The organism is Marinobacter sp. (genome assembly GCF_033722195.1).
Lineage (GTDB): Bacteria > Pseudomonadota > Gammaproteobacteria > Pseudomonadales > Oleiphilaceae > Marinobacter.
Genome location: NZ_JAWVZL010000008.1, coordinates 35,927 through 58,002, shown reverse-complemented (window position 1 = coordinate 58,002; position 22,076 = coordinate 35,927). Strand labels below are relative to the sequence as shown.

17 protein-coding genes are annotated in these 22,076 nt (G+C 64.3%); 11 read left to right on the top strand and 6 right to left on the bottom strand.

The window, feature by feature from the left end; all coding sequences use genetic code 11:
- Positions 1-6 precede the first annotated feature (6 nt).
- Complete coding sequence (locus R3280_RS03060; protein WP_318997107.1) at positions 7-528, bottom strand: DnaJ domain-containing protein; 522 nt, start codon at positions 526-528, stop codon at positions 7-9.
- A 328-nt stretch (positions 529-856) separates the two neighbouring features.
- Here R3280_RS03060 and R3280_RS03055 point away from each other — a divergent pair, with 328 nt between their 5' ends.
- Entirely contained in the window at positions 857-1,990 is a 1,134-nt protein-coding gene (locus R3280_RS03055; RefSeq protein WP_318997106.1) for an efflux RND transporter periplasmic adaptor subunit, read from the top strand.
- On the top strand, positions 1,990-5,061 hold the full coding sequence (locus R3280_RS03050) for an efflux RND transporter permease subunit (protein ID WP_318997105.1): 3,072 nt from the start codon (positions 1,990-1,992) through the stop codon (positions 5,059-5,061). The genes R3280_RS03055 and R3280_RS03050 overlap by 1 nt, the downstream gene beginning before the upstream one ends.
- Positions 5,062-5,111: 50 nt before the next feature.
- On the opposite strand, the gene R3280_RS03045 is transcribed toward R3280_RS03050, so the two are convergent.
- A complete protein-coding gene (locus R3280_RS03045; RefSeq protein ID WP_318997104.1) occupies positions 5,112-6,095 on the bottom strand; it encodes an AraC family transcriptional regulator in 984 nt (327 codons plus the stop codon).
- A 74-nt stretch (positions 6,096-6,169) separates the two neighbouring features.
- A complete protein-coding gene (locus tag R3280_RS03040; protein ID WP_318997103.1) occupies positions 6,170-7,876 on the bottom strand; it encodes a putative bifunctional diguanylate cyclase/phosphodiesterase in 1,707 nt (568 codons plus the stop codon).
- A 178-nt stretch (positions 7,877-8,054) separates the two neighbouring features.
- Between R3280_RS03040 and R3280_RS03035 the strand changes: the two genes are divergently transcribed.
- The 6 genes from R3280_RS03035 to R3280_RS03010 all read left to right on the top strand — a co-directional run bounded on the left by R3280_RS03035 (position 8,055) and on the right by R3280_RS03010 (position 15,743).
- Complete coding sequence (locus R3280_RS03035) at positions 8,055-9,704, top strand: PAS domain-containing methyl-accepting chemotaxis protein (protein ID WP_318997102.1); 1,650 nt, start codon at positions 8,055-8,057, stop codon at positions 9,702-9,704.
- A gap of 73 nt (positions 9,705-9,777) precedes the next feature.
- Positions 9,778-10,092 (top strand): DUF3301 domain-containing protein, encoded by a 315-nt coding sequence (locus tag R3280_RS03030; protein WP_318997101.1) that lies wholly within the window; start codon positions 9,778-9,780, stop codon positions 10,090-10,092.
- A 213-nt stretch (positions 10,093-10,305) separates the two neighbouring features.
- Positions 10,306-12,039 carry a GGDEF domain-containing protein gene (locus R3280_RS03025; RefSeq protein ID WP_318997100.1) on the top strand — a complete coding sequence of 578 codons (1,734 nt, stop codon included), beginning with the start codon at positions 10,306-10,308 and terminating at the stop codon, positions 12,037-12,039.
- A 139-nt stretch (positions 12,040-12,178) separates the two neighbouring features.
- On the top strand, positions 12,179-13,105 hold the full coding sequence (locus R3280_RS03020) for an esterase/lipase family protein (protein ID WP_413468734.1): 927 nt from the start codon (positions 12,179-12,181) through the stop codon (positions 13,103-13,105).
- 61 nt (positions 13,106-13,166) lie between these two features.
- Complete coding sequence (locus tag R3280_RS03015; protein ID WP_318997099.1) at positions 13,167-14,285, top strand: lipase secretion chaperone; 1,119 nt, start codon at positions 13,167-13,169, stop codon at positions 14,283-14,285.
- A gap of 81 nt (positions 14,286-14,366) precedes the next feature.
- Positions 14,367-15,743: a HAMP domain-containing sensor histidine kinase gene (locus tag R3280_RS03010; RefSeq protein ID WP_318997098.1), complete on the top strand. Its 1,377-nt coding sequence runs from the start codon at positions 14,367-14,369 to the stop codon at positions 15,741-15,743.
- On the opposite strand, the gene R3280_RS03005 is transcribed toward R3280_RS03010, so the two are convergent.
- The gene (locus tag R3280_RS03005; protein WP_318997097.1) at positions 15,740-16,402 is read right to left on the bottom strand and encodes a response regulator transcription factor; all 663 of its coding nucleotides are present in this window, start codon (positions 16,400-16,402) and stop codon (positions 15,740-15,742) included. The two genes, R3280_RS03010 and R3280_RS03005, sit on opposite strands and share 4 nt — an antisense overlap.
- A 186-nt stretch (positions 16,403-16,588) precedes the next feature.
- Here R3280_RS03005 and R3280_RS03000 point away from each other — a divergent pair, with 186 nt between their 5' ends.
- The 3 genes from R3280_RS03000 to R3280_RS02990 all read left to right on the top strand — a co-directional run bounded on the left by R3280_RS03000 (position 16,589) and on the right by R3280_RS02990 (position 20,535).
- Positions 16,589-18,262: an acetolactate synthase large subunit gene (locus R3280_RS03000; protein ID WP_318997096.1), complete on the top strand. Its 1,674-nt coding sequence runs from the start codon at positions 16,589-16,591 to the stop codon at positions 18,260-18,262.
- Positions 18,263-18,360: 98 nt separating this feature from the next.
- Complete coding sequence (locus R3280_RS02995) at positions 18,361-19,656, top strand: pyridoxal phosphate-dependent aminotransferase (protein WP_318997095.1); 1,296 nt, start codon at positions 18,361-18,363, stop codon at positions 19,654-19,656.
- 81 nt (positions 19,657-19,737) lie between these two features.
- A complete protein-coding gene (locus tag R3280_RS02990) occupies positions 19,738-20,535 on the top strand; it encodes an inositol monophosphatase family protein (protein WP_318997094.1) in 798 nt (265 codons plus the stop codon).
- Positions 20,536-20,578: 43 nt separating this feature from the next.
- On the opposite strand, the gene slmA is transcribed toward R3280_RS02990, so the two are convergent.
- Positions 20,579-21,166, bottom strand: coding sequence for a nucleoid occlusion factor SlmA (slmA, locus tag R3280_RS02985; protein ID WP_318997093.1), 588 nt, complete (start codon positions 21,164-21,166; stop codon positions 20,579-20,581).
- A 58-nt stretch (positions 21,167-21,224) separates the two neighbouring features.
- A complete protein-coding gene (locus R3280_RS02980; RefSeq protein ID WP_318997092.1) occupies positions 21,225-22,034 on the bottom strand; it encodes a thiazole synthase in 810 nt (269 codons plus the stop codon).
- Between the last annotated feature and the right edge of the window lie 42 nt (positions 22,035-22,076).

Here is a 22,076-nt window from a genome sequence, read left to right as displayed (position 1 = left end):
GCTGCCCTAGACCTTTCCGGAACGGGGGCCCAGCAGGGTTTCCTTGGCCTCATTCAGCTTGGCGGCCAGGTAGTCACTGCCGCCGCGGTCGGGATGGCACTTCTGCATCAGCCTGCGGTGGGCGGCCACGATGGTGTCGCGATCGGCTCCCGGAGCCACCCCCAGAATCTCGCAGGCCTCCCTTTCCGACATCGCCAGGGCGACCGGACTGCGATCCCCGCTGGCCTGGCCCGCTCCGGCCTCTCCCCGGTTTGCGCCATTGCCACCCAGCTGCCGGTATAGCCGGCTGAGGAAGGGCAGGTATCGCAACAGCGCCGGCAGCTTGCGCAAGAGTGGCACCAGAGCGGCCAGCCCCGCCACCAGAACGTGGACCCGGCCGGTCAGAACCATGAACAGCAGAATCGCACCCACCACCGCCGTCGCCACTTTCCAGCGGGCAGCCTTTTTCTGTTCTGGCCCCAGGCCGGCCCAGTACTTCAGCACCACGAACACCAGCACGGTCAGGCCAAGGCCCAGAATCAGTTGCATTCAAGCCATCTCTTTATAGGTGAAAACCGTAAGCTCTACAGATTGTCATAGCGGCGCTGCTATCATGCCATGCTTGCCCGGTCCTGTTACTGACCGGCTCTGGCGTTGGCAATTCCACACCGACGTCATTATGGAGCAGCGGGCTGACACTGTCATGACAGCGTCCATGAGTAGGTAGCCTCCTATCTTTAGGCTATAATGCCCGCTCCGGAGCCATCATCACCGGCCCAGCGGGCTGACCGGCGCCGGCCTCCAAAAGTTGGCATTCGAACGGGCGGCGGCCAGACAACCGCCCCGACCAAGGATATTTGTTTTCAGGACCCGAACCATGCGACTAGCCTCTCGTTTTGTCATCGTCATCCTCTTCCTCGGCGTGGTGCTTGGCGGCATTTTTGGCTACAAGTTCTACCAGTTCGGCCAGATGCAGGAGCAGTTCTCCCAGCCCCAGCCGCCCGCTATCGTCAGCGCCACCACCGCCGAGACCCAGTCCTGGCTGCCGGCCATCAAGTCCGTTGGCAGTATTGAGGCTGTCAATGGCATCCGGATCGCCAACGAGGTCCCCGGGGTGGTGGAAGCCATCAATTTTGAATCCGGTGATACCGTGGACGCCGGCGACGTGCTGATTCGCCTGAATGCCGAGATTGACGAAGCCGCGCTGCGCACCCGCCGCGCCGAGGCCCAGCTCGCCGAGCAGGAATTCAAGCGTGTGGCGGACCTGCTGCCCAAGCGCGCCGTGTCCCAGTCCCAGTACGACGAGGCCAAGGCCAACTACGACGCCGCCCGGGCCCGGGTCAATGAGGCCGAGGCCCAGCTCAGCAAGAAAATCATCCGGGCGCCCTTCCCGGGCAACCTTGGCCTGCGCATGGTGGACCAGGGTGAATACCTGGCCACCGGCTCCGCCATCGTCGAGATCAACATGCTGGATCCGATCTACGTGGACTACACCCTGTCGGAGCGCGAACTGGCCAAGCTGGACACCGGCTACGAAGTCGTCGTGACCGTGGCTGCGGTGCCGGACCAGACCTTCAGCGGCCGGGTCACCGCCATCAACTCCTCGGTCAACCCGGAAACCCGCACGGTTCGGGTACGCGCCACCCTGGACAACGCCGAGCAGGTGCTCAAGCCGGGCATGTTCGCCACCATCATGACCCGCCAGCCCCAACCCAGGGATGTGGTCACCGTGCCGCGCACCGCCATTTCCTACAACACCTACGGTGACTTCGTGTTCGTGATCACCGACAACGATGACGGCGAGCAGGTGGTTGAGCGCCGCACCGTGACCACCGGCGATACCCGTGACGGCCGCGTGGCCGTATTGAACGGCCTGGAAGCCGGCGAGCAGGTGGTGGCCAAAGGTCTGTTGAGACTGCGGGCCGGCCAGCGGGTGGAGATCCAGGAGCCGGAGGACGCGCAGACCGGCCAGCAGTCGGGTGAGAACACCGGTGCGGAGGCGTCTGAGTAATGCGATTCACCGACGTCTTCATCCACCGGCCCGTGCTGGCGACGGTGGTCAGCCTGCTCATACTCCTGCTCGGCGCCCGCGCCGCCCTGGAGATGGAAATCCGTCAGTATCCGGAGCTGGAAAGCACCACGGTCACCGTGACCACGGCCTATCCCGGTGCCAGCTCCGACCTGATCAAGGGCTTCATTACGACACCGCTGCAGCAGGCCATTGCCGAGGCCAGCGGTATCGATTACCTGACCTCCACCAGCTCCCAGGGTACCTCCACCATCACCGCCAAGATGGAGCTGAACTACGACGCCAACGCAGCGCTGGCGGAGATCCAGGCCAAGGTGGCCAGCCAGCGCAACGTGCTGCCGGAAGCGGCCCAGGATCCGGTGATCACCTCCACCACCGGCGACTCCACCGCCCTGATGTACATCGCCTTCTACAGCACCGAGCTGGACGTACCCCAGATCACCGACTATCTCACCCGCGTGGTGCAGCCCAAACTGCAGGCCCTCAACGGTGTCGGCAAGGCCAACCTGCTGGGCCGCCAGTTCGCCCTGCGGGTATGGCTGAATCCGGAGCGGCTGTCGGCGGTGGATCTGACCCCTCAGGAAGTGGTAGGCGTGCTGCTCAGCAACAACTACCAGGCTGCGGTGGGCAACACCAAGGGCGAATTCGTCGAAATCAGCATGACCAGCAACACCGACGTGGGGGACCCGGAGCAGTTCCAGGACCTGGTGGTCAAACAGGACAACGGTACCCTGGTGCGGCTGCGGGACATCGCCCGGGTGGAGCTGGGCTCGCAGACCTACGACCAGCTCGCTCTCTACAAGGGCCAGCCCGCCACCTACGTGGCCATCGAGCTGTCTCCCGGCGCCAACCCGCTGACCGTGGCGGGCCTGGTGAAGGATGAGCTGCCCGGCATCGAGCAGCAGTTGCCGTCCGGACTCAGCGTCAAGCTGGCCTACGACGCCTCCGACTTCATCGAGGATTCCATCAACGAGGTCATCAAGACCCTGCTGGAAGCCCTGATCATCGTGCTGGTGGTGGTGTTTCTCTGCCTGGGTTCGGTCCGCGCCGCCATCGTGCCCTCGGTGGCGGTGCCCCTGTCCCTGATCGGCGGAGCCTTCCTCATGCTGATTATGGGTTTCTCCCTGAACCTGCTCACCCTGTTGTCGATGGTGCTGGCCATCGGCCTGGTGGTGGACGACGCCATCATCATGGTGGAGAACGTCCATCGTCACATCGAGGCCGGTGAGTCCCGCTTCGACGCCGCCATCAATGGCGCCCGGGAAATGGCGGTGCCCATCATCGCCATGACCACCACCCTGGTGGCGGTGTACGCCCCGATCGGATTCATGGGCGGCCTGGTGGGCTCACTGTTCACCGAGTTTGCCTTCACACTCGCCGGCACTGTGGTGATTTCCGGCGTCGTGGCGCTGACCCTCTCCCCCATGCTGTCCGGCAAGGTGCTCAAGCCCCACGGCAACCCCGGCTGGTTCGAAAACCGGGTGGAACGCACCTTCACGGGCCTGGCCAACGGCTACAAGCGGGCCCTGGCCAGCCTGATGCAGACCACCTCGGTGGTGGTGTTCTTCGCGGTGGTGTTGCTGGCATCCATTTACTTCATGGTGACCATGAGCCAGAACGAGCTGGCGCCCACCGAAGACCAGGGCATTCTGTTCTACCAGGGCCTGGGCCCGCAGACCTCCACCCTGGACTACCTGGTGGAGCACGGCAACGAGATCCAGGAACGGATGTCGACCCTGCCCGGCTACAACGAGGATTTCCAGATCGTTGGCATCACCGGTCCCAACGCCGTCTTTGGCGGTTTCAAGATGGCGCCCTGGAGCCAGCGGGAGATCACCCAGTTCGAGGTCCAGCCCATGCTCCAGGAAGAACTCAAGAAGGTTACCGGCCTGCAGACCGCGGTGTTTCCGCGGCCCTCCCTGCCTGGTTCCGGGGGCGGCCTGCCATTCCAGTTCGTGATCACCACCGGCCAGGACTACGAACAGCTCAACAGCGCCGCCGACGAGCTGCTGGGCAAGGCCATGGGCAGCGGCAACTTCATGTTCCTGCAGAAGTCCATCGAGTTCGACCGGCCGGTAATCCGCGTCAACGTGGATCGGGACCGCGTCGCCGACCTGGGTCTCTCCATGCAGGACGTGGCCCAGACCATGAGCAGCATGCTCGGTGGCGGCTACATCAACCGCTTCAACATGGAGGGTCGCTCCTACCAGGTGATTCCCCAGGTGGATCAGCAGTTCCGGCTCGACGAGCAGATGCTGAACGACTACTACATCCGCTCCGACAGCGGCGAGCTGGTGCCCCTGGGCAGCGTGATCAGCTTCGAGAAGGACGTGGAGCCCTCCCAGCGCACCCAGTTCAACCAGCTCAACTCCCTGACCCTGGAGGGCGTGCCGAAACCGGGGGTCACCGCCGGCGACGCCATGGCGTTCATGGAGAAGACCGCCGCCGAGACCCTGCCCCAGGGCTTCAGCTACGACTACACCGGCCAGACCCGGCAGCTGGCGACCCAGGGCAGCGCCCTGATGATCACCTTCTTCCTGTCGCTGCTGGTGATCTACCTGGTGCTGGCGGCCCAGTTCGAGAGCTGGCGGGATCCCTTCATCATTCTGGTGTCGGTGCCGCTGTCGGTGGCAGGCGCCATGGCGTTCATCGTACTGGGCTTTGCCACCATGAACATCTATACCCAGGTGGGCCTGATCACGCTGATCGGGGTGGTGTCGAAGAACGGTATCCTGATCGTGGAGTTTGCCAATCAGCTCCAGAAGGACCGCGGCCTCAACAAACGGGACGCGGTGATCGAGGCCGCCGCCATCCGATTGCGGCCCATCATCATGACCTCGCTGGCATTGATCTTCGCCATGGTGCCCCTGCTGATCGCCGTGGGGCCTGGCGCCGAGAGCCGCTTCGCCATCGGTCTGACCATCGTGGCCGGACTGGGCATCGGCACGTTGTTCACCGTCTTCGTACTGCCGGCCTTCTACATCCTGATGGCACGCCAGCACGAGCAAATCAGGGAGTCTTCCGGCGACAGCAGCAGCGCCCCGGCGCATTGATCGCCGTGATCCCCGACGCCCGGCCGGTCATCCCGCCGGGCTTTTTTTGCTCAGGCGGCGGTCAGCCGTTGCACCGAGCCGGCAGTCAGGACCTCACACTGGTTCCGCAGACGGGCGCGCCAAACCAGGGTGTCGCTCGGCAGCTCACCGAAATGCTCGCGATAAAGGGAGGCAAACCGGCCCAGGTGACTGAATCCCTCATCCATCGCATGCCAGGCGATACTGGGGTTGTCGCAGTGACAGCGCAGCAGACTCTGGCGTAAACGGATCAGCCGGCACCGTTGATAGAAACGGTAGGGTGTCATGCCGGTCTGGGCCTTCATCAGGTAGTAGAGATTGCGCTCGCTGGCGGCCGCAACGCTGGCCAGGGTAGGCAGGTCAAAGCGCCAACGTGGGTGGCTGTGGAGGAATCGCACCGCCCGCCGAACCCGCTCGTCCTCAGGAGCCGGCGGTGCAGGGACCGGCGCCCGAGCCGGATCTTGCAGGGCTCGTTGCAGACGCTGGAGAAAGTGCTCGGTCACCTCGATGGCATCGCAATGGTCGCGGAAGAAACGCGATCGCGACAGGTATCCCGCCAACAGGGGCTCGGCCCAGGCGGTCCGGTACAGACCGGCGGCCGGCACCAATGCCTGGTCGGCGGGCCACTGCACGATCATGGCGTCGGCCGTGGCCGGCGCTGTCATCACCATTTTCAGCGCCGGACCGAGCACCACCAGATCACCGGCCCGCGCCTGCAGACAGCCGCCCGCATCGATTCGAATCCGACCCGAGCGCACCATCAGCAGGCCGGTGCGGTCACTCTTGATGCCGCTTAGCCGGAAAGCCTGACGGGCCACAATGTGACAGATCTGGCCGGAATCCACCGCCAGCGACGACAGCGATCCCATCATCCGCCGGGGCGAGCTCACCGCCAGCGTCAGCGACGGGCAGTGACCGAATATCCGCAAGGCGGTAATCCAGGCTCGGGCATCGCCGTCAATGAGTCGTGCATAGGCCGCGAGCTCGCGGCAACCACTCAGCGCATCAGACAACATGATCTCCTTGTTGACTGAAGCTGTATATCCGAACGCGGCCGCGCCCGAAAGCCGGATATTGCAATGTCATGGGATCAGGCGAGGTAGTCCAGCGGGCTTTGACTTAGATCAAGGTAGGTGCTGATGATCTGATCCCAGGGCCCGGGCCTTGCCAGCAGGAAGCCCTGTACACGGTCACAGTGCAGCGACTGCAGCACGCGTCGCTGGGCCTCCGTTTCGAGGCCCTCCGCCACGGTCTCGAGCCCCAGTGCGGCGGCAATGGCGAGAATGGCGCTGACGATCTGGTCGTCGCTGTCACTGCCACCCAGGCGACTGATGAACTGACGGTCGATTTTCAACACGTGAATGGGTAGGTTGTGCAGGTAGGCAAGAGACGAATAGCCGGTGCCGAAATCGTCGATGGCCACCCGTACGCCCTGCTGGCCGAACTGCCTGAGCTGGTCGAGGCAGTGCCGGGACAGGTGCATCAGGTGGGTTTCAGTGATTTCCAGCTCAGGCCGCCAACCCAGCCGCTCAAGGTCGTTGAACAGCGGCTCCAGCATCGGGCCAAGCCTTTCATCGGCGATGTGCCGGGCCGACAGGTTGATGGCGAGCCGCCGGTCCGGCTGCAGGCATTGGTCCGCCCCGGCCAGGTCATGACGGATCAGGGCAACCAGGCGTTCAGTCAGCGGATGCATCAGCCCGCGGACCTCCGCCAGAGGGACGAATTCCCCTGGCGAGACAGCACCGAACTCCGGATGCTGCCAGCGGATCAGCGCCTCCAGACCAACAAGATCCCCCCGCTTGACCGAGAACTGCGGCTGATACACCACGGAAAATTCCTGAGGCGCCGTTTTCAGCGACACCAACAGGGCTTCGGAGAGTCGCTGGTGGCGCAGCACAACCTCAGACAACGCCGAATCGAAAGCCCGGAAGCAGGCCCTGCCCGCGGTTTTTGCGGCGTACATGGCCTTGTCCGATTTCTCCAGCAGCTGTGGCCCTGTGGTGCCGTCGCGGGGGAAGAGCGCGGTGCCGATGGAGACAGACAGGAAGTGCTCTCGACCGTCAGCAATCACCGGGGCACGGAAGGCACTGACCATACGCTGGCATATCTGCTCGAGCTGTTCACCGTTTTCTCCCAGCTCCACGATGGCGGCGAACTCATCGCCGGACAGGCGCGCCACTATGTCACTCTGACGCACCACCGAGCGAATGCACTGGGCGGCCTGGCGAAGCACCTTGTCACCCACCGCATGGCCATGGAGATCGTTGATCTCCTTGAAGTAGTCCAGGTCGATGAACATTACCGCGAAGGTCTTCCCCGGCTCCGGCCGCTGGCGTACCCTGGAATCCAGGAATTCGGTAAACAGAGTACGGTTGGGAAGCTCGGTCAGGGGATCGTAATACGCCATGCTGGCAAGGGGTTCGCTGGCCCGGGTCACTTCCCCCACGTCCATGAAGACACCGGCGTAGAAAAGGTCCGAGTCACCTTCGACCTGATAGATCGTCAGCCATTGCGGATAGACATTACCATCCTTGCGACGGTTCCAGATCAGGCCCTCCCAACGGCCGTTCCGATTCAGTCGCTGCCAGAGATCGCTATAGAAGCTGGCACTATGCAGACCGGAACTGAGCAAGGAAGGCTTCTGACCCAGCACTTCTTCAGGCTGATAGCCCGTGATGCGCGCAAAGGCGCGGTTGACGTAAGTAATACGTTGCCCGCGGGATGCCATCATGACCGCCTTGGGCAGGCGGTCGACAAAATATCTGAAATCGGATTCAGCCATCATTGGCGTAGACATGACCATGCTCCCGGTAAGGGATACTCCACTCGATTGATTCATGTTAGCTCCTCGCACCCGGTAACCTAGCCGGATACTGCAAACTGATGAAATCCTTCGAAAGTCTCGGAAAATGCCAAATCCGGGGGAATCTCTGCAGTATGTGGACATCCGCACATCCTGCCGCAGGCCATAGTCCATGGAACGTCAATCGCCTGAAGGGATCCTCATGCGCCGCAACCTGCCCGTCACTGACAAGGAAGTCACTTACCCCTCTGAGCTTCACCTGATAACAACCACCGACCTGGACAGCCGCATCACCGCGGTTAACGAGGACTTTCTGAAGGTGTCAGGGTTCTCAAGGGATGAACTGATCGGCGAATACCACAACCTTATTCGCCACCCCGACATGCCGGAAGCAGCCTTCGCGGACCTTTGGGCAACGCTCAAGCGCGGGGAGTCCTGGAAGGGACTGGTCAAGAACCGCTGCAAAAACGGCGATTACTACTGGGTCGATGCCTTTGTCACCCCCATCTATCAGAACGGAACCGTAGTGGAGTACCAATCCGTGCGTACCTGCCCCGAGCGAGACCAGATCGCACGAGCCGATAAGGTCTATCGGGCCTGGCGCAGTGGCAGCCGAGCGCGGCGCCTTGAGGTCCGGCAAAGGACATTGGGAACAGCGCTGGCAATGATCTTCACTGGTGTTGTCGGTACCAGTCTGGCGATAACCTGGTCGATACAGACGCTGACCGCGCTGGCCGCCCTTGTGCTGGTTGGGCTCGCAGGCTGTGCGGCCGCTCTCCGCCTGATTAACCCGTTGGTCAGGCTGGTCAACAACCTGCGACAGCACACCGATCCGGCCATGCCCTTCATCTACACGGGACGCCGGGACCAGACCGCCTGGCTCGCTTTCGAGAGCCAGAAGAAAGACTCCATACTCCGGGCCATTTCCGCCCGCATGCACAGCAATGCCGGCTCCATGCAAAACAGCAAGAGCCGAACACTGGAATGCGTGGCAAGCTCGGTTAGCAGTATCCGCCACCAGCAGGACGATCTGCAGGCCATAACACAGGCCTTCGCGGAACTCGGACAGAGCGTCGAGCGCGTCAGCGAGCTGACGACACGAACCCACGATGCAGCCAACACCATTCGTGCCTCCGCATCCCAGTGCCGGCAACGCATGACCGAGACCTCGGGGGGCATCGAGGCACTGGCGACACAATTGCGGGACGCCAACACCCGCATTCGCGACCGGGCCGCCAAGAACGAGGCCATTGGGGTCGTGGTGGAAGTCATATCCGGCATTGCCGAGCAGACCAACCTGCTGGCCCTGAACGCCGCCATCGAGGCCGCCCGGGCCGGCGAGCATGGCCGCGGCTTTGCCGTGGTGGCAGACGAGGTTCGTGCCCTCGCCCGCCGCACCCATGACTCCACCCAGGAAATCACCAACATTGTGGCAAGCCTTCAGGATGACACGGCCGAGGTGGTAAAACAGATCGACGCGGCTGTCGCCACCTCCGAGCATACCCGCCAGGTGACCGCCGAGACCGCTGCAGCGCTGGACGCTACCCTCGCCGATATCGCGGTGGTGGCCGAGTGCAGCCAGGAGGTGGCGGGCGCAACGGAGGAGCAGTCCGCCCTGAGTCTCCAGGTGGAAAGACAGGCTCGCAACCTGTTGGCGCTCGGGGACCGCTCCGTTACCAGCAGCGAACAGGCCCGCCAGGAATCCGAAACCTTATCCCAGAACGTTGACCAGGCCCACCTGCTGGCCAGCCATTTCCTCACCATGTTGGGTCGCCAGCCCGCCCTACCGGCTCCGATCACAGCAACCAGCCAGAGAGCCTGAGCAACGGCCGGACTCGCGCCGGCCGGCGCTTCATTGTAGGCTTGGGCCGAACTTCCTCCGCAATGGATCGACTGTGACCCTGGGCACCCTGTTCTGGATTTTCCTGCTCGGCTTTGCCGCCTGGTACTGGTGGCGGGCCAAGGCCATCAAGGACTTCGTGGTCAGCGCCGCCCACCAGCACTGCCAGCGGATGGACGTGATGCTGCTGGATGACGCGGTCTACCTGAGAGGGCTCTGGTTCAAACGCGACCAGGACGGTCACCTGCGGGTCTGGCGACGCTTCCTGTTCGATTTCACCGCCACCGGCGAGGAGCGCTACCTGGGCCGTATCATCATGCTGGGACGTCGCATCGAGCACATCGAACTGGAGCCCCACCGCTTCAACTGACGCCCCGCAACACAGCTGTCACAATCACCGGTCATGCTGTCAGCCCACGCACAAGGACGCAGACGACGGGACCTGTTCCAGGCTCCGTCGCATCAACAACCAATCCGGAGCTCAAATGGAGGTGACTCGGAGGTATCAACCGGACAGGTAGGCAAATTGGTCCAGGCAAGCAGTCGGCGGCAGCCCGAGCAGTGGCCGGGGGGAGAGCACATTATGCAGGATGGCCTTGGTTTCGAACTCCAGAGTCTCATCAGCCAGGAGCGCATCACCACACTTCTGCAACCCATCGTGGACACCGCGGAGGGCGTGGTCTACGGCTATGAGGCTCTGAGCCGCGGACCGTCGGACAGCCCCCTCCATGCCGCACCGATGCTGTTCGAGACCGCCGAGCGCTGCAACCTGACCCGGGAACTGGAAACTCTCTGCCTGCGCACGGCTGCGAGCACCTGGGCCGGCCACGGCGTGCCCCAGAAGCTCTTTGTCAATGTCAGCCCGGACATGCTACTGCCGCCGCGCTTCGAGACCGCCCGGCTGGTGGCGCTGCTCACCGCCAATCGGCTGTCGCCGTCGGACATCGTCATCGAACTGTCCGAACGCTACCCCACCACGGACCTGGCGGGCCTGCAGAAATCCCTGCAGTGGCTCAAGTCCCGGGGCTTCATCATCGCCATCGACGACCTGGGCAGCGGCTACTCGGGGCTCAAGCTCTGGTCCGAACTCAAGCCGGATTTCGTCAAGATCGACCGGCATTTCGTGCGGGACATCCAGGACGATCTGGTCAAGAGGGAGTTTGTGCGCTCGGTGGTGGACCTGTCCGAACGGCTGGGTTGCCGGCTGATTGCCGAAGGCGTGGAGACCGCGGCGGAGCTCAAGCTGATCAGTGAACTGGGCATTACCCTGGTGCAGGGTTTCCTGTTCGGCCGCCCCAAAGCCATCCCCACCGCCAGCCTGGAAGCATTGTTGCCTGCGCCTTGGCGGGCACCTCAGCGGTTAACGCAGGAGGCTGCCCTGAGCCTGTGCGAGCCAGTGGCCGCCATTGCACCGGACGCAACCCTGAACGAGGCCTGGCAGCGCCTGCACCGGGAGCCCCACCTGTTCGCCCTGCCAGTAGTGGAGGCCGGCCGGCCCCTGGGTCTGCTGCACAAATGGCGCATCCTGGAGACCTTCAGCACCCCCTACGGCCGCGCCCTCAACGAAAAGCGGGAGGTACTGCACCTGCTCAGCAGTGACGCCCTGGTGGTGGAGCACACCATGTCGCTGGAGGACATCAGCCAGCGCCTGATCGAGGAGGATCTGCACTACCTCAAGCAGCACTTCATCATCACCGAAGAGGGCCGCTATCTCGGCCTGGGAGCCACCCGCTCGCTGCTGCAGCAGATCACCGCCCAGAAGATCGAGAAGGCCCGGTATGCCAACCCGCTGACACTGCTGCCCGGCAACGTGCCCATCCAGCAGGCGCTGGAAGCCCAGGTCAATCTGGCCGGCGGCTTTACGCTGATCTATTTCGATATCAACAACTTCAAGCCTCTCAACGATGTCCTGGGCTACCGTACCGGTGACCGGGTCATCCTCAACCTGGCGGAAGCCCTGGTCAGCGAGTTCCCGGCCCGCAGCGACTTTGTCGGCCATATCGGCGGTGACGATTTCGTGGTCATCACCCGCAATGAGGATCCCGCCGCCGTCTGCGAACGGATCCAGCACGGTTTCGCCCTTAGCGCCCAGGCCTGCTACCCCGCTGACATGCAGGCGGCAGGCTTTGTCGAAAGCACCGGCCGGGACGGCCATCATGGCCGCTTTCCCCTGGTCAGCCTCTCCGCCGGCCTGGTCCGGGTCGGCCCGGGCGACCGCCGCACCGCCGACCAGCTGGCCGATACCGCGTCCTACGCCAAAACCCGCGCCAAGGCCTCGCCAGAGTATCGCTTCACCCAGTCAGTGGCCGCCGCCTGAAGCTCCGGCAGAGGCGCGGCCCACCATCTCCCCCAAATGGGCGATTCCGCATCGCCGGCCATTGACCAATACTCCCCCACGCATCGACGACATCCGGCCGCCCGCAGGCGGCCACCCACAAAAACAACAGGAGTCCACCATGCGTAACCTCATCACCGTGGCGGTGATGCTGGGCTGTGCCATTCTGGCCGCGCCCACGCTGAGCCACGCCAGCTACACCCAGACCCGTCATCCCATTGTGCTGGTGCACGGCGTCACCGGCTTCAACACCATTGGCGGTCTGATCAACTATTTCCACACCGTGCCCTGGAACCTGGAACGCAGCGGCGCACGGGTGTATTCCGCCAGTGTTTCTTTCGTCAACTCCAGCGAACAGCGCGGCCAGCAGCTTGCCAACTACATCAACGGGCTGCCGGCGGCCAAGGTCAATATCATGGCCCACAGCCAGGGTGCCCCCACGGCGCGTGTGACTGCCTCGCTGATTCCCCACCGGATCGCTTCCGTGACCTCCATCAACGGCGTCAACAAAGGCTCCAAAGTGGCCGATGTCGCCCGCGGCCTGATTCCGCCGGGCAGCTACGTCGAGGGCGGCGCCAACGCCATCGCCAATGCCCTGGGGGACATCGTCAACGCGCTGTCCGGCTCCAGCAATCCCCAGGACGGCGTGGCGGCCCTCGAAACCCTCACCAGCCGCGGCACCACCAGTCTCAACAATGCCCTGGGCTGGAAAGGCGTCAACCGCTGGTCCTGCGCCGGCACCAACGAGGACGTCTGGATCGGCGGCCAGCGGATCAAGTTCTTCTCCTGGACCGGCCGCTCGGTCTGGACCAACTGGACCGATGTCACCGACCCCTTCCTGGGGGTCACCTCGCTGGCCTTCGGCAACGAGCCCAACGATGGACTGGTGGGGGTCTGCTCCACCATGATGGGACGGGTCATCGGCACCCACTACGACATGAACCACGTGGATGCCATCAACCACCTGTTCGGCGCCCGCTCCTGGTGGACCGACCCGGTATCGCTCTACCGCAGCCACGCCAACCGTCTGAAAAACCGCGGTCTGTAACCTGATCCGCACCCCGGCAGCCTCAGGTTGCCGGGGTGTTTCCTGTTGGGGAGCCTCGCCCATGACCAAACCAACCTGGCTGACCGGCCTCGCCGTGACGGTACTTGCCGCCACACTCACCGGTGTCTGGCTGCGCCAGCCGGCGCCACCGGCCACCCCCGAGCCGCCGGTCAGCAACGCCACAGCCGCCAGCGCCGGAGCCGCGAACGCCGAACCGATCCAGACCCGGTCCGCCGCCCTGCCTGCCACCCATAGCGAAACCGAGGCGCCGACCTACAAAACACCCCCCAGCCTGGGCCCGGAGCCCTTTGCCGATTCCCTTCACGGCACCGATATCGACGGCCGCCTGGCGGCAAACGCCGCTGGTGAACTGATTCTGGACACCGCCACCCGGGATTTCTTCGACTATTTCCTCAACACCGTGGGGGAGGTCAGCCCGGAGCGGGCACTGGCTGAAATCGAGCGCCTGGCCCGGGACCACCTGCCGCCGGCCGCCGCCGACCAGGCCCTGGCACTGCTGGACGATTACCTGCGCTACAAACAGCAAGCCGTGGCCCTGGGTGATCGGCCGCTGGATCCGGCCCGGGCCCGGGACCCGGCCTATCAGCTGGGCATGTTCCAGCAAGCCCTGGGCGAGCTCAAGGCCCTGCGCCGCAGCGTCTTCAGCCCGCGGGCCCACGATGCCTTCTTCGGGCTGGAGGAAGCCTACGGCGACTACACCCTGGCCAGCCTGGCACTGCAGCAGCGCGACGACCTGACCCCAGCCGCCCGGGACACCCTGATGGAATGGCACCGCCAGCAGCTGCCACCGGTCATACGCCGAACCGAACAGCGCCTGCACGAAGACAGCGAGCGGCATGACCGGCACCAGCAGGCCATTGCCGCTGCCGCCTCCCCGGCCGACGCCGGCGAACGCCTGCGGGCACTGGGTCTGGCGGAGGAGCAGGTGGGTCAGATTGTGGGCTACCTGGAGGAACGGGCCACCTTCGATGACCAGTACCAGGCGTTCAGCATGGAGATGGCCCGACTGGAGGCGTCCGGCCTGGCCCATCAGGACCTGGCGGCACAGCGCTCGACCCTGCTGGAGCAGCACTTCCGGACCGAGCAGGCCCGAACCTGGGCCCGGCTGCGGGGGCTGGCGGCGGGCGATCGGCCCGGAACCACCGCGGCACCGGAATAAGCTCGAAAATGTGGCCCATTGCCGGTTGTCTCCGGCCCCGGGCTCTACACTGTGCGGATGGCAGTGGCCGGGACGGGGCGCATGAACATTTCAGAGCTCAGAGAACAGAAAGCTTCGGGATTTCGGCGGTTGCGCTTCACGCCGTTGCTGGAACGGGCCTTCCTGATCGAACGGGATAAAGGCCTGCGGGCGCGCTGCCGTCCCGTGAGTCTGAGCGCCCTCGCCCTGCTGGCCTGCTACGCCGGCCTTGACCTGGCGATGCTGCCGCCCGAGCTGGCACGGCAGACCCTGATGGTGCGGGGCCTGTTCACCACACCGGTGATCCTGATGGTGCTGATGCTGTCCTACCAGCCCATATCGGCCCGGCTTTTCAGCCGCTGCTATACCGTCGCCTACCTGGCTGGTGGTCTGAGTGTGGTGATCATCATCGCCCTGGCCCGCCTTCAGGGCGTGGCCATGCCCTACGACGGCATCCTGCTGATGCTGATGTTCGGCTACATGGTGATGGGACTGCCGTTCCGCTCGGTGTCGCTGGCCTCGCTACTGATTCTGGTGGCCTACCTGGCGATGGAAATCGCGGTGGCCACCCCGCTGCCGGAAGTGGCCATGAACGGCTTTTTCCTGGCCACCGCCAGCATCATCGGCATGGTGGGGGCATGGCTGAGCGAGTACCGCCAGCGCGCCCACTATCTGGACCGCCAGCTGCTGGCCCTGGGCCGACTGTCCGCCGAACGGGACAACCTCCGCAAGACCCACCTGATCACTGCCGCCAGCCATGACCTGCGTCAGCCCCTGCAGGTGATCAGCCTGCTGCTGGACAATCTCCGGCCGGAGCGGCTACCGCCCGACGAGGCTCCGCTGGTGGCCCGGCTGAAAGCCTCGCTGGCGCACTTCAACGGTCTGCTGGCCTCGGTACTGGACCTGTCCCGGCTGCAGGAGAACATGGTCATTCCGGCGCCGGCGGACCTCAGTGCCGACCAGGTGCTGCAGAACCTGGCCAACGCAGTGGCGGACGCGGCGGCGGAGCGGGGTGTGGTATTCACCGTGGGGCCGGTGGCCGGCCCGGTATTCCGTGCCGACCCGCAACTGCTCCACCGCGTGCTCCAGAACCTGGTACTCAACAGCCTGGAACACAGCGGCGCCAGCCGGATACGGGTCTGCGCCCTGGCGCAGGACGGACAGATCCGCTTCGAAGTGGAAGACAACGGCTGCGGCATCGATGCCCAGACCCGGGCCCGGGTTTTCGAACCCTTCTTCCGGGTGTCCGGCCAGGGTGCTGAGACCCGTGGCCTGGGGCTGGGGCTTGCCATCGTGCGGGAACTCACCGGGTTGATGGCCGGCCAGTGCGGTGTGTCGGCGGGCAGGGAACGCGGCTGCCGCTTCTGGGTGACACTGCCGGCTGTCACTTCGGTGGGGCCGGCACAGCGAACCGTCACACCGGCGCCGGCGACCCTCTAGATCAGCCCCAGAAGACGGGCCCGGGCCACACATTCGGTGCGGGAGTGGACACCGAGCTGGCTGAAAATGGCCTTCAGGTGGGTCTTGACGGTGTGATCAGTCAGATCCAGATGCTGGCAGATACGCTTGTTGGGCAGGCCCTCCGCCAGCAGTTGCAGGACCTCCTGCTGGCGCGGCGTCAGGTAGCAGGAGGTCGGCTCCGCCAGCGCCAGCTCCGGGAAGAAACGCTCGCCGCGGCTGACCTGGCGAACCATCCGTACCAGGGTGGCGCGGCCGGCGGCCTTGGACATATAACCCATGGCACCGGTCTGGTGAGCGCCGCGAATGACCCGCTCGTCCTCGGTGCTGGAGATGACCACCACCGGCACCGCCAGTCCGAGCGCGTCCAGCTCGCTGAAAAACACCATGCCGCCCTCCCCCGGCAGCCCCAGGTCCAGGAGCACCAGCCCGGTGTCGGGATGGGCTTTGAGATACCGGATGCCGGCGGCCACCGAGTCCGCCCGGCCCACCTGCAGCACCAGGCTCTCCTGCCGCAGGATCGCCGCCAGACCATCGGTGAAGAAGGGATGATCGTCGACAATCAATACCCGGCCCACTGGCGGGGCCGCCACAACGGAGCCCGGCCTGTCGACCGGGCTCCCGGCTGTTGACCTTGCCATGTCTGTCTCCGCGTCAGTCTTGTTGTTATTGCCTGAATTCGCGAACTCACACTATAGCGGCCAGGGCCATCCCCAACCGGCACCTGTTTAACAGTTTTGCCGATCCAGCCAGGCCCGGCTGGAAGCGCCGACTTGTCGTCACCCCGCTGTTTGGCCCATAGTTTCATTGTCGCAAAGGGAGAACCCATGACTTCATCCGATCAGGAGAAGGCCTTCAAAGGCTCCGACATCTTTATCAAAGCGCTGGAGAACGAGGGAGTCCGGTACATTTTCGCCGTGCCCGGCGAAGAGAACCTGGACCTGCTGGAATCCATCCGCAACTCCAGTATCGAGCTGATCATCAACCGCCATGAGCAGGCCGCCGGCTTCATGGCCGCCACCTACGGCCGCCTTACCGGCCGCGTCGGTGTCTGCCTGTCCACCCTGGGCCCCGGCGCCACCAACCTGATGACTGCGGCTGCCTACGCCACGCTGGGGGCCATGCCGATGCTGATGATCTCCGGCCAGAAGCCCATCAAGTCCTCCAAGCAGGGCCTGTTCCAGATCATCGACACCGTTCATTTGATGCGGCCACTGACCAAATACACCCGGCAGATCAGCAACGCCAACACCATTCCGGCGAAACTGCGCGAGGCGGTCCGGCTGGCCACCGAGGAGCGACCCGGCGCGGTGCACCTGGAACTGCCCGAGGACATTGCCGCCGAGGAAGCCGAGCGGGACACCCACATCTTCCGGCCCAGTGATGCCCGCAGGCCCTCCGCCAGCATCAAGAGCCTGCAAACCGCCTGCGACATGATTCTCTCGGCCCGGCACCCGCTGATCATGATCGGCGCCGGCGCCAACCGGAAACGGGTTTCCCAGGCCCTGGTGCACATGGTCAATGCCACCGGTATTCCGTTTTTCACCACCCAGATGGGCAAGGGCGTGGTGGATGAGCGCCACCCGCTCTATCTGGGCAGCGCCGCGCTCTCCACCGGTGATTTCGTGCACTGCGCCATCGACCATGCCGACCTGGTGATCAACGTGGGTCATGACGTGGTGGAGAAACCGCCGTTCTTCATGCAGCCGGGCGGCAAGAAGGTCATTCATATCAACTTCAGCCCGGCGGACGTGGACCCGGTCTATTTCCCCCAGCACGAGGTGATCGGCGACATCGCCAACAGCATTGACTGGCTGGCGGAGAATTGCGGCCAGAGCTCCGACCACGACTTCTCCACCTTCATGCGGGTCAAGGAATCGGTGGAGGAACACCTGGCCGAGCGCATCAGCGACGACCGCTTCCCCATCATCCCCCAACGTATTGTCCATGATATCCGCCAGGTGGTGCCGGAGGACGGCATCATTGCCCTGGACAACGGCATGTACAAGATCTGGTTTGCCCGCAACTACAAGGCCTACGACAACAATACAGTGCTGCTGGACAACGCCCTCGCCTCCATGGGCGCCGGCTTGCCCAGCGCCATGGCCGCGGCCATGCTGTACCCGAACCAGAAGGTGATGGCCATCTGTGGCGACGGCGGTTTCATGATGAACAGCCAGGAGCTGGAGACCGCGGTGCGGCTGAAGCTCAACCTCGTGATCGTGATCATCAACGACAACGGCTACGGCATGATCAAGTGGAAACAGAACCAGGATGGCTTCGAGAGTTTCGGCCTGGACTACGGCAATCCCGATTTCGTCCGCTACGCCGAGTCCTATGGCGCCACCGGGCACCGAGTCAGCTCCGCCGCCGACCTGAAGCCGACCCTGCTGAAAGCCATGAACGAGGGTGGCGTCCAGCTGGTGGAGGTGCCGGTGGACTACAGCGAGAACAACCGGGTGTTCAACGAGGAGCTGAGCCGGCTGACCTGCCAGATCTGACCCGGTGCGGCTTCGGCAATCCCCTACCCGGGTTCTGCCCATCGGGTGGTCGGGTTTTCTATACTGACTGCATCGCCCCGCAACCACGGACTGGAGTCATGGACAGCAAGAACGAGCACCACTACGCCATCAACCTCAACGTGCGCGGCATCCAGCCTTCCGCCACCCTGCGCATCAACGAGCTGAGCAACCAGCTCCGCGCTGAGGGCCGTGACATCATCAAGCTGGGCCTGGGCCAGTCGCCGTTTCCGGTGCCGGACCGGGTGGTGGCCGCGTTACAGACCCACGCCCATGAGAAGGACTACCTCCCGGTCAAGGGCCTGAAAACCCTGCGGGAAGCCATCGCCGGCTATATCGGCCGCAGTGAGCGCATGCGGTGCAGCTGGGAGGACGTGCTGATCGGCCCGGGCTCCAAGGAGCTGCTGTTCATCATGCAGCTGGCCTACTACGGCGACCTGCTGATCCCCCGCCCCAGCTGGGTCTCGTACGCGCCCCAGGCCCGCATCATCGGCCGCTCGGTGCACTGGCTGCCCACCCACGCCGAGAACAACTGGCAGCTCACTGCCGAGGAGCTGGACATTGTCTGCCGGGACGACCCGTCACGGCCGCGCATCCTGATCCTCAACTACCCCTCCAACCCCACCGGCTGCACCTACACTGACGACCAGTTGCTGGCCATCGCCAATGTGGCCCGCAAGTACCGGCTGATCCTGTTGTCGGACGAAATCTACGGCGAAGTGCACTTCGAGGGCCGGCACAAGTCCATCGCCCGCTACTACCCGGAGGGCACCATCATCAGCACCGGTCTGTCCAAGTGGGCCGGCGCCGGTGGCTGGCGCCTGGGTACCTTCATCTTCCCCCGGGAACTGCGGCCGTTGCAGGATGCCATGGCCATCATCGCATCGGAGACCTACACCGCCACCAGTGCCCCCATCCAGCACGCCGCCATTGCCGCCTTCAACGGCGGTGACGACCTGGACGAATACCTCAAGCAGTCCCGTCGGGTCCTGAAGGTGGTGGGGGAATACCTGCACCGGCGCCTGACGGAAATGGAGGTGGCCACCCAGAAGCCGGAGGGCGCCTTCTACCTGTTCCCGGACTTCTCCGCCTACCGGGACGCCCTGGCAAAACGGGACATCAAGACCAGCCCGGCGCTGTGCAAATCCTTGCTGGAGGACATTGGCGTTGCCATCCTGCCGGCCAGTGACTTCGGGTTCGTGCCGGACCAGCTCAGCGCCCGCCTGGCGTTCGTGGATTTCGACGGCGCCGAGGCGCTGAGGCTGGCGGCCCAAGACTACGGCGACCAGGCCCTCGACGACGGCTTCATCGACCAGGCCTGCCCCCGCCTGAAGCTGGCCATGGACAAACTGGAGAGCTGGCTGAAAAAGCTGTAGAAGCGGTAAAAGCCGTCGTGGCGGTGAACCCGGCCCCCGGGTTTACCGCCTGTCTTTTGTGAATTCTGCAAGGAGCCCTGCGTGCACGAAATCGCTGACTTCGCCGAACAACTCGCCCGGGAAGCCGGCGACCTGATCAAACACGAGCGGGAACACAATCCCCTTCGCACCGACTACAAGGACCAGACCGAGCTGGTCACCCACGCCGATCTGATGGCGGACAAACTGATCACCGACGCCATCCGCGAGCGCTATCCGGACCATCGCATCCTGTCGGAAGAGTCCCGGCCCGACAAGAGCCAGGCTGCCGACCTGGACAGCCCGCTGTGGATCATCGACCCCATCGACGGCACCGTGAACTACGCCTACGGCCAGCATCAGGTGGCGGTCTCCATTGCCTACGCCGAGGGCGGTCATGTACAGGTGGGGGTGGTGCATGCGCCCTTTGTCGGCGAAACCTTCCGCGCCGTTCGTGGCGAAGGCGCCACCCTCAATGGCCGGAGCATCCAGCACAGCGGCGCCACCAAACCGAGGGACTCGCTGTTCGCCACCGGTTTTCCCTATACCAAGGACAAGCTGGCGCCGCTGATAAAAAGGCTCGAGGTGATGATCCACCACTGCCGCGACCTGCGCCGGGTGGGTTCCGCGGCACTGGACATCTGCTGGGTGGCCTGCGGCCGGCTGGACGCCTACTACGAGTCGGTCAGCCCCTGGGACTTCGCCGCCGGCCGCCTGATTGCCCTCGAGGCGGGGGCCAGCGCCGGGCATTTCACGGAGGTGCCGGGGGGCAAGCCCGCCGACCTTTGGGGGCAGGATCTGCTGATCAGTGCGCCCGGGATTTATGATGAGCTTCGGTCGTTGCTGAAGTCCGCTAGTTAGGAAAATACCTGGGCCTGGAAGGTTTGGAGTCAGGCACCATCAGTCAGCCCCAAACCCCCTCAGCCACAAGCCCCCAGCTTTCATCAAACTCCGCACTGGGCACCCGCTCGAACGACGACCGCACAAACCGCTGGATGCGGCCTTCCACGTACACCATCACCCAGTCCGAGGCCCGGGTAGCGCTGGTGCGGGGTGTCAGGCCCTGGCGGATGTCGCCCTCCTTGAGAACCTGGCGAATCTGGGTCTCCAGGCGCTCGAAGAACTGGGAGGCGCGCCGGCGCAGGCCCTCGTCCTCACCCATCAGGGCATCCCCGGTCAGCACCCGGCACAGGCCCGGATTGCGCTCGGCGAACACCAGCACCAGATGCACCAGTTGCCGCAAGCGGGCGCGGGCATCGTCCTGCTCCTGCAGGATCACCTGGCAGCGGGAGAAGACCGCCTCCTCGGCAAACTCGATCAGATGCTCGAACATCTTGCGCTTGCTGGGAAAATGCCGGTACAGCGCCGCCTCGGTGACGCCCACCTGGCGGGCCAGACCGGCGGTGGTGATACGGGCACCGGGATCGGTTTCCAGCAGGCCCACGAGGGCCTGGAGGATAAGGTCGCGACGGCTGGGCTCGGTCTGGCTCATACGGCAGGAACTCCGCTAACCCCGGCCGGGCCGGGGTACAGGCATCGGAAAGCGGCGGTCAGAAGAAGGTACCGTCCAGGGGCGAGGACGCACTGGCGTACAGCTTTTTCGGCATCCGGCCGGAGAGGTAGGCATCGCGGCCAGCCTCCACCGCCAGCCGCATCGCCTTGGCCATGCGGATGGGGTCCTGGGCCAGGGCGATGGCGGTGTTCATCAGCACCCCATCACAGCCCAGCTCCATGGCGATGGTGGCGTCGGAGGCGGTGCCCACGCCCGCATCCACCAATACAGGCACCCTGGCGTTCTCAACGATGAGGCGGATGTTGTAGCGGTTCTGGATGCCCAGGCCGGACCCGATGGGGGCGCCCAGCGGCATGATGGCGATGCAGCCGATCTCCTCCAGGCGCTTGGCCAGCAGCGGGTCGTCGGAGCAGTAGACCATCACCTTGAAGCCGTCCCTGACCAGCTCTTCCGCCGCCACCAGGGTCTCGGTCATGTTGGGGTAGAGGGTCTTTTCCTCCCCCAGCACTTCCAGCTTAACCAGGTCGTGGCCGTCCAGCAGTTCCCGGGCCAGTTTGCAGGTACGGACCGCGTCCTTGGCGGTGTAGCAGCCGGCGGTGTTGGGCAGGATGGTGTAGCGCTCCGGCGACACCACATCCAGCAGGTTGGGCTCGTCCGGGTTCTGGCCGATGTTGGTGCGCCGGACCGCGACAGTCACGATCTCGGCACCGCTGGTCTCTATGGCGTGGCCGGTTTCGGTCAGGTCCCGGTATTTACCGGTACCCACCAGCAGACGGGAGTTGTACTGGCGACCATCAATGATCAGGGGTTTGTCTTCCGGCAGGGGCCGCTTGCTGTCGTCGCTCATACTGCACCTTTTGTTGTAAGCATGGAGTGGATCGGGCGCTGG